At 41.7% G+C, this 7,196-nt stretch carries 7 protein-coding genes; 3 read left to right on the plus strand and 4 right to left on the minus strand.

All coding sequences use genetic code 11. From position 1 onward, the window contains the following. Positions 1-5: 5 nt before the first annotated feature. Positions 6-1,748 carry a hypothetical protein gene (locus tag V7R55_RS17995; RefSeq protein WP_334060619.1) on the plus strand — a complete coding sequence of 581 codons (1,743 nt, stop codon included), beginning with the start codon at positions 6-8 and terminating at the stop codon, positions 1,746-1,748. A gap of 34 nt (positions 1,749-1,782) precedes the next feature. Here V7R55_RS17995 and V7R55_RS18000 read toward each other — a convergent pair whose 3' ends face one another. Genes V7R55_RS18000 through V7R55_RS18010 form a run of 3 tightly spaced genes read right to left on the minus strand, consistent with a single transcriptional unit; the run spans position 1,783 to position 4,094 of the window. Then, positions 1,783-2,376, minus strand: coding sequence for an urea carboxylase-associated family protein (locus tag V7R55_RS18000; RefSeq protein WP_334060620.1), 594 nt, complete (start codon positions 2,374-2,376; stop codon positions 1,783-1,785). A 24-nt stretch (positions 2,377-2,400) separates the two neighbouring features. Next, positions 2,401-3,066, minus strand: a complete 666-nt coding sequence (gene gntA / locus V7R55_RS18005; protein ID WP_334060621.1) for a guanitoxin biosynthesis heme-dependent pre-guanitoxin N-hydroxylase GntA — start codon at positions 3,064-3,066, stop codon at positions 2,401-2,403. A gap of 47 nt (positions 3,067-3,113) precedes the next feature. Then, on the minus strand, positions 3,114-4,094 hold the full coding sequence (locus tag V7R55_RS18010) for a glycosyltransferase family 2 protein (protein WP_334060622.1): 981 nt from the start codon (positions 4,092-4,094) through the stop codon (positions 3,114-3,116). Between the two features lie 468 nt (positions 4,095-4,562). Here V7R55_RS18010 and V7R55_RS18015 point away from each other — a divergent pair, with 468 nt between their 5' ends. Continuing rightward, positions 4,563-5,111, plus strand: coding sequence for a hypothetical protein (locus V7R55_RS18015; RefSeq protein ID WP_334060623.1), 549 nt, complete (start codon positions 4,563-4,565; stop codon positions 5,109-5,111). Between the two features lie 16 nt (positions 5,112-5,127). Here V7R55_RS18015 and V7R55_RS18020 read toward each other — a convergent pair whose 3' ends face one another. Continuing rightward, positions 5,128-6,111 (minus strand): endonuclease/exonuclease/phosphatase family protein, encoded by a 984-nt coding sequence (locus tag V7R55_RS18020; protein WP_334060624.1) that lies wholly within the window; start codon positions 6,109-6,111, stop codon positions 5,128-5,130. A gap of 434 nt (positions 6,112-6,545) precedes the next feature. Here V7R55_RS18020 and V7R55_RS18025 point away from each other — a divergent pair, with 434 nt between their 5' ends. Then, positions 6,546-7,145, plus strand: coding sequence for a BON domain-containing protein (locus tag V7R55_RS18025; protein ID WP_334060625.1), 600 nt, complete (start codon positions 6,546-6,548; stop codon positions 7,143-7,145). Positions 7,146-7,196: the final 51 nt, after the last annotated feature.

The following is a 7,196-nucleotide window of genomic DNA, read 5'->3' on the forward strand; positions in this document are numbered from 1 at the left end:
CGATTATGAAAATACTAAAAATAATGTCAGGTGCAGGCATTCTGCTTTCACTATTTATCAGTGCAGGATGCACTGAAAGCACAAGTGCTAATTTAAGCAATCAATCAAATACCGGTGTAAGCGTAAGTACTTATACTGCTGACGAAAAAGGGCTTTCACCGGCTCAAACAAACGCCGATAGCGCACATTCCTACCCATACCGAGAAGGGGACGATATTCCCGCTCTTGCGTATATTGAGCATAATGAAGTGTATAACCCTGAATCGGTGATCCCTCCCCAGTGCTACACCAAAACCGAAGGCGTAAATAACCCTTGCTATGCATGTCACCAAAGTTACGATTCCACAGAAAAGCGCCCTAACCAAATGGGGGATGGTACATTGCAGGGTAACTATGAATTTTCCGATGTGGGGCTAACAAATAGCTGGAAGAACCTGTTTATTGACCGCACGTCTCTTATAGCGGGTATTGGTGATGCCACAATTAAAAAATACGTAGAGCAAGACAATTACACGGCATCAGTTCAGAACAACGCAATGCCAGAATATATGCGCATCGAGAATTTAAGTGAAGCTGATAAGGCTTTTGACAAAGACGGTTTCGCCAAAGATGGCAGCGGATGGGTATCATACAATTACAAACCATTCCCAAGCACCTTCTGGCCGACGAACGGGTCGACGGGCGATGCTATGATTAGGCTTCCAAGTAACTTTCAAACGCTTAATGGCAAGTACCATAAAACGGTTTACACATTGAATCTAAGCTTGGTTGAAATGACGCTAAAGGAGCTTAATAAACTAAGCGTAGCGCCAGTAGATGAAACTGCCATTAATGTAGACGTTAACCAAGACGGTGAATTGTCGCCATCTGTAACTGAAATTGTTCGCACCTCACATTATGTGGGTGATGCGAGTGCGGTTCCTTTGGCCCATATGCTTTACCCTGAAGGCACCGAGTTTTTGCACACCGTACGCTACATTGGTGTGGACGAAAACGGGAATATCTACAACGCGCCGCGGATGAAAGAAGTACGCTACATGAAAAAGCATATGTTTAGAAGTAGAGAAAGCCTAGCTTCTGCCTATTATGCGGAAGCAAAAGATAAGCATTTTGAAAAGCTGCCCCAAACACGCTATTTAGGTGAGAAAGGGATAGACAACGGCTTTGGTTGGACAATCAACGGCTTCATCGAAGATGAGCAGGGTGAACTGCGTGCGCAGCACGATCAAGAGCTAGCCTTTTGTAACGGCTGTCATAAAACAGTAGGGTCAACCTTTGACCAGACATTTTCATTTGCCCGTAAAGTACCTGGCGAAGCTGGGTGGGGCTATATCGATTTGCGTGCCATTGAAGACGTGCCAAACATCAACGAAGAAAAAGGTGAATACCTCACCTACATGGAGCGTGTAGGAGGCGGTGATGAATTCCGTCAAAACGGAGAAATGTTGGCAAAGTGGTTCGATGATAAAGGGATGGTTAATACAGAAAAAGTGCAGCGTGCTAAGTCGGTGTACGACATTATAACGCCGTCATCAGAGCGCGCTTATGCGCTAAATAAAGCTTACTTAACCATAGTTAAAGAGCAAAGCTATTTGTTTGGTCGCGATGCTACGCTTACCGAAGCAACCAATGTCTTAAGTAATATCGATGCAGCGCAACCGCCGTTAAAACCTGAGCATCGCTTCAAGTGGGATATGCGGCTTAACTGGCAGCAAGACAAGCCGAGCACTATCGCAGACCTCCAATAGTGCTGGCTTAGTTTGTTAAAGTGATGCTTGCGAACTACAACGGGTTCGCAGGCATTATTTCAAATTGAATTGGCTTATATCGAAAGTTGTTAGACTCACCGGCAGAACAAGCCGTTAATCCTACAATCATATCCATTTTAGCTTCAAATACCGTGTAATCGCCGGCTTTCGATTTGGGCGGCAAAACAGCAATTTTACCTGTATTGTCTACCTCGACATTCATAAATGTATTAAAGGTTGTGCAAACATGATGCTCTGGAATATCAAATTCAGCGAAAGCGGCAACTAAGTTCCCGTGACAACCTGGCACCGGCTCTTCGTTGGGGTAGAAGTGTTTGAAGGTGTCTACGCTACAAGGCGTTAGTAAAAAGTCATGGTCTTCTACTTTATCTTCGATAATTTCAAACATAATGTTGCTTTGATTTGAGTAAAGCAAACTGCCTTTTTTAAATTTAAGGCTTTCGTTGTAATCCAGACTTCTACCCGAGGAGATGAACTCGTCCTTATTATGCTCGTTAAAGGCATAAAGGTCGGCCACTTGTTCCCCTTCAGGGTCAATGACTTTAAGGCGTTCACCTTTCTTGATAGTAAATGCAGTACCGCTTCTTGGCTGTATAGTTTGTCTCATACTTTGCCTTTTATATTTTAAGAATTAATTTTCTATCTGTTTAAAGGGGCATTCCCAGCTTTCTGAGTGCTTTTTACCACTGTATTGATAAACTTCAGAACTTTCACCATGGTTAGCAAGCAATGGGTTTTTACTGCCGCAATAGGCGGCATCACGCTTCCTGATATGATCCCTAAATGCTTCAAACTTCTGTTGTTTACGAAGCAGTTCAAACTGTTCGTGTAAATTAAACACAATTGCGGGATGAGAAAAACGTCGGCTCTTTCTAGAGGCATTTGGGTGTAGCCCAATCACGAAAAAGCCTTTCCCGCCAAGGCTTAAACTAAATTGTGCACTGTGCGGATCGCTTGATACTTTGCTATCCCAACTTTTTAAGCATGCGTCTACTTCATGAAGACGTTGAAGCTTTTCCCAGAGTACTTTATCAAACTCAGTTTCGGTAATGGTATCGGGCTGTTCGAACGTCACTACTAGTGAGGAGTACATATCACGATTCAGCGAAAATGCATCCACGAATTTGTGAATTGAAGCTAAGATATCAGGTTCATTACTTTCGCAGTAGATATTGTCAAATTGCAGAACATGTATTTGCTTCTTAGTGAGCGCCGATTTAGCGCCTACACAGGGGAAGTCACCTTCCCCTACAAATGATAAAAAACGGTGTGTTAGATCGGGTTTTAGTAAAGACATTCCATATCTCCCTACTTGAACATTACCGCCTATTTCTTTAACAGAAATTAAGCCGTGCGGCTTAAACGCTCTTGGTTTTTAGCTGGCGGATGAAAAGAAGTGAATTCAAATCCCGCAGAAGCCGGGGCAACGGTTGAAGCGCTCGTATCCGCATTACTTTTTTCATCTTCATGCTCGGGCAACTGAATGATCTTCAATCCATTTACTTCATAGTTCGAATCGATGAAACCCTTTTCTGCATAAGCGGTGAGTACTTCAGTGCAAGGGTAGAAGCCCCATTTATCGTGAAAGCGCTGCGCATTATGCACAAAGTCTAATAAGTGATTGACGGGACACTGATAATTGGGACGCTGTGGCGCAAAAGTGCGCGTAGGCAATTGCTCTAACGAATAGCCGAGTGCCCTGCAGTTGGTGAAAAAGTCTTCGTCGTTTAGTCCGAAACCCGCGTAGCCTTCATCGAAGCCGCCGGTTTTCTGAAAGTCTGTCTTACGAATAAAAAACACTGTAGAACAAATACTATCGTCACTAAACTTTCCATGATTATTTCCCTGATCTCTTGAAGGTATTTCGTTGTTATCTTCTTTTGGTAACGTTTCATCGTTACTTGCTAGATAACCAATTTGCTGTTCGTTTTTTGAAATGGTTGAATACGGCTTGTTGCAGCGTTCATTAGGTAAAAAGACGACGGAGGTAAATACCACTGTGTTGTCTTTTAATGCCAAAAGCCCATCTTTACAAAGTGTAGGTGAAATAACCGCATCAACATTTAAGTAAACAAGGTTTTCATGTTTAGCCGCCAGCATTCCCTTGTTTCGCGCTTTCGCAATTGGCAGTTCTTCTTGGGTAGTGAACTTGTGCACAATATCGAATTTTTCGCTTTGAATGAGGGACAAATCAGAAGGTGGCGCCATCCATACAATAACAAGTTCATCTGGCGTTGGTGAGCATTGCTCCAACTGCGAAATTAAATTGCAAAGCTTCTCGGTTCTACTTTTAACAATAGTTACTGCACTTACTGGTGAACGCATACTCAACCTCCTTTGCTAACCTTTCTAAAGCCTTTAGCTTAAACGGTGCACCTTGCACGTTATACTTTTGTACAAAGCAAAGAGTATTCCTAAATTGTAAGTTGCTGAAATATATTGTTTTTGTTTTTTTATGCATTTGATTTACTGTTGATCTAACCAAGAGAAGCGCAAGAGGTGCACTGTGGGCAGAAAAATTTACAAACTCAGTAAAGCTGAGAGGTGTAAACGCGTATTAAATACGTAATAGCTTTGCCCCAGATATAAATTTTGATATGCTTGCCTAGTAGGTTAAACATTACATTTCAATAGTTTGCATATTCCTACAATTATTACTTAACACGTTTCCTTTCGAGTAAATTTTGACTTTTAAAAATGATGTTTACTCATTCAGAGTGTAGGTAAATCTTCAGCCTTACTTGTGACGTATTAATTTCTATTTTTCGTATTTTTCTTTGGTGGACAAAGGCTGTGGAATCACAATCTTCTGTAATTATTCGAACTTATGACAAGCAATCGCTAAAGTTGGTTGATGTAATATCAGGCATCTCTCCAAACGCTATGCGTAGGGTATTTGGTGGCTGGATATTTTTTGCGGCTGTGGTTGGAGTAATCGTAAGTGTCGCACCAGATTTAAGCACACAGTTCATCGGTTTAACGCTTTTTGTACTTGTTGCTTTTACACTTATCATGTTCGGGCAGAGCAGGATTACTGAAGGCTGGCCTGCTATTATTTGCGACGATAACTATATCGGCGTGGTACGCGACCCTGTAAAGCGAGAGTATATTTGTGTACGCTCTAATTTGGTCAAAGGCGCTACGCCGACGCTGATAAAACCCAATAAAAAAGCTATTGAGATCATGCTAGATAGCGAGCAACTTCTCGAACAAGATCAAGAAGTCCTGAATCAAGCTGTTTGGCCGAGAGAGCACAGCCTAATTGGCTTGGCACACTTCAAAAAGCGTGAAGAGGCTTGTGACAGCCTCATGTGGTGTGTAAAGCATCGTGGGATTCGTTAAACATCATTGAATTGCATCAATCTTTGTCGGTAATTAATGCCAGTTCGGTATAAAGAGGATAGTGATCAGATCCCACACTTTCCAACTTCTCAATGTTTACTAATTCAAAGTGTTTAGAGTGGAAAACGTGATCTAGCGGCCACTTTACTAGCGGGTACTTGGCGTGGAATGTATTGAAAAAGCCTCGGCCTTCTCTAGGGTCCAACAGGCCACTTATTTTCTTAAACTTCCTGGTAGTGGGTGACCACGCGACATCATTCAAATCGCCAGCTACTATGATTGGACCTTTTGTTTTAGCAATTTCCTCTCCAACTACGGTAAGTTCGATATCCCTAGGTTTAGCATAGGTATTTTCTGTAGGGCTGGGCGGTTTTGGATGAAGAAAATAAAGCAGTACATCTTGACCATGGTGATTGATTTTCACCCTCATAGATGGGACATCGTCTTCTACCATAAAACGCAATGTAGCTTCTTCAAATGGGATCTTGCTGTAAAGATGCATGCCGTAAAGATTCTCTAGAGCACAAAATTTGCGGTAAGGATATTCTGACTCTATTTCGCTTATGCCGTTTTGCCACTTTTCATTGGATTCAAGAGTGACCAGAAAATCGGGGTGCTTACTGCGCACATGCTCGATGAGTTTGCGAAAATCGTTGTTTGGCATGTATACGTTACTGGAAAGCACACTAAGTTTACGGCTAGTGTCTTCATCACCCACCCGTTGCACTTCACGCTTGTAAAGGGGAGTGTAGGGGATTATCCATACAACCTGGTAAATCAAACTAACAATTAATCCTATTACCAAAATCAGCGAAAGGCTATTTACTGGAGCGTAATATGTTGCTTTAAAAGCGTACCCAAGAAGTAATAGAGAAATAATCGCTGCTATTTGAAGTCGTGGAAACTCCCATACTCTTACCGACCAATGTGAAGAAGGAAGAAGTGGAGCCCAGCTTACGACGATAAAAAAGACTGATGCAGCAGTGAATGCAGTGTCCATGCCTAGATGGTCCTTGAATAAAACTGACAAAACACACATAACCTAAAGCAAAAAAGTTAGTTTGCTTGTGAGAGGTTATGTAGATGATGTGAAAACAATAGTTATGTTTACGGCAGTTTTCTGAAATAAGTTTAACCTTACCTTTCTATTAAGCGTCTGTGTCCGTGCAGGGATCTACTTATCTTTTCCAAGTTAATTCCTTATTGTTGTTTAAACAGGATTATTGAGTGGCAGATTACAGGCAACGCTTTCTCCAAAGGGCAAGCACTATCTACTTATCTTAAGTAAAAAATTCTCGAAATAAGGCAAAGTTTGCAAACTTCGCGAGATTGTGATGTTCGACGACAGATGATTAATGTATATAAAACAATAAGATACTATGTTGGCAAGGTTTTAGCATTTGTAGTTGTGAGTTTCGACAAAGGAGAAATGTTATGAAACGTTCAATTATTTCTATGATTGTAGCTACAACACTTACCACCGCTGCATATGCAGGTGAAATGGACACAGACAACAAGTGGGAAAAAGGTGCTAAAGACGCATGGATTGACGGTAAAGCAGAAGCTACGCTGTTGTTCAACGGCAATCTAGATTCATTCGACATTAATACCGACGTGAAGGACGGCAATGTTGTTCTTACGGGCAAGGTAGAAAACTCTGTTGATAAAAAATTAGCCGAAGAGTTGGTAGCTAACATTGATGGTGTTGCGTCTGTTGACAACAAGCTTACCGTCATTGCTGACAACGACATGCACAAAGAAATGTCTGACGATGTGGAAGATACCGTTGATGAAGGTACAAGTGAGTTGACTGACGCCAAAATCGCAACAGTAATAAAGACTCGTCTTCTGATGGATACTGATATCTCAGGCTTCGACATTGACGTTGATGTAGAAAACGGTGTAGTAATGTTGACCGGTGAAGTTGACTCTGACGCTGAGCGTGATTTGGCGGTAGAAATCGCAAAAAATGCTTCAGACGTGAAAGATGTTGAAAGCGACCTTCGTGTAGTTACTAAAACTGCAATGAATTAAAGATTTTTTATTTAGTTTATTTTGTAAAAGGGGCATTCGCCCCTTTTTTCT

Origin of the sequence: Alteromonas sp. S005 (assembly GCF_036864475.1) — a bacterium.
In the GTDB taxonomy this organism is placed as follows: Bacteria; Pseudomonadota; Gammaproteobacteria; order Enterobacterales; family Alteromonadaceae; genus Alteromonas.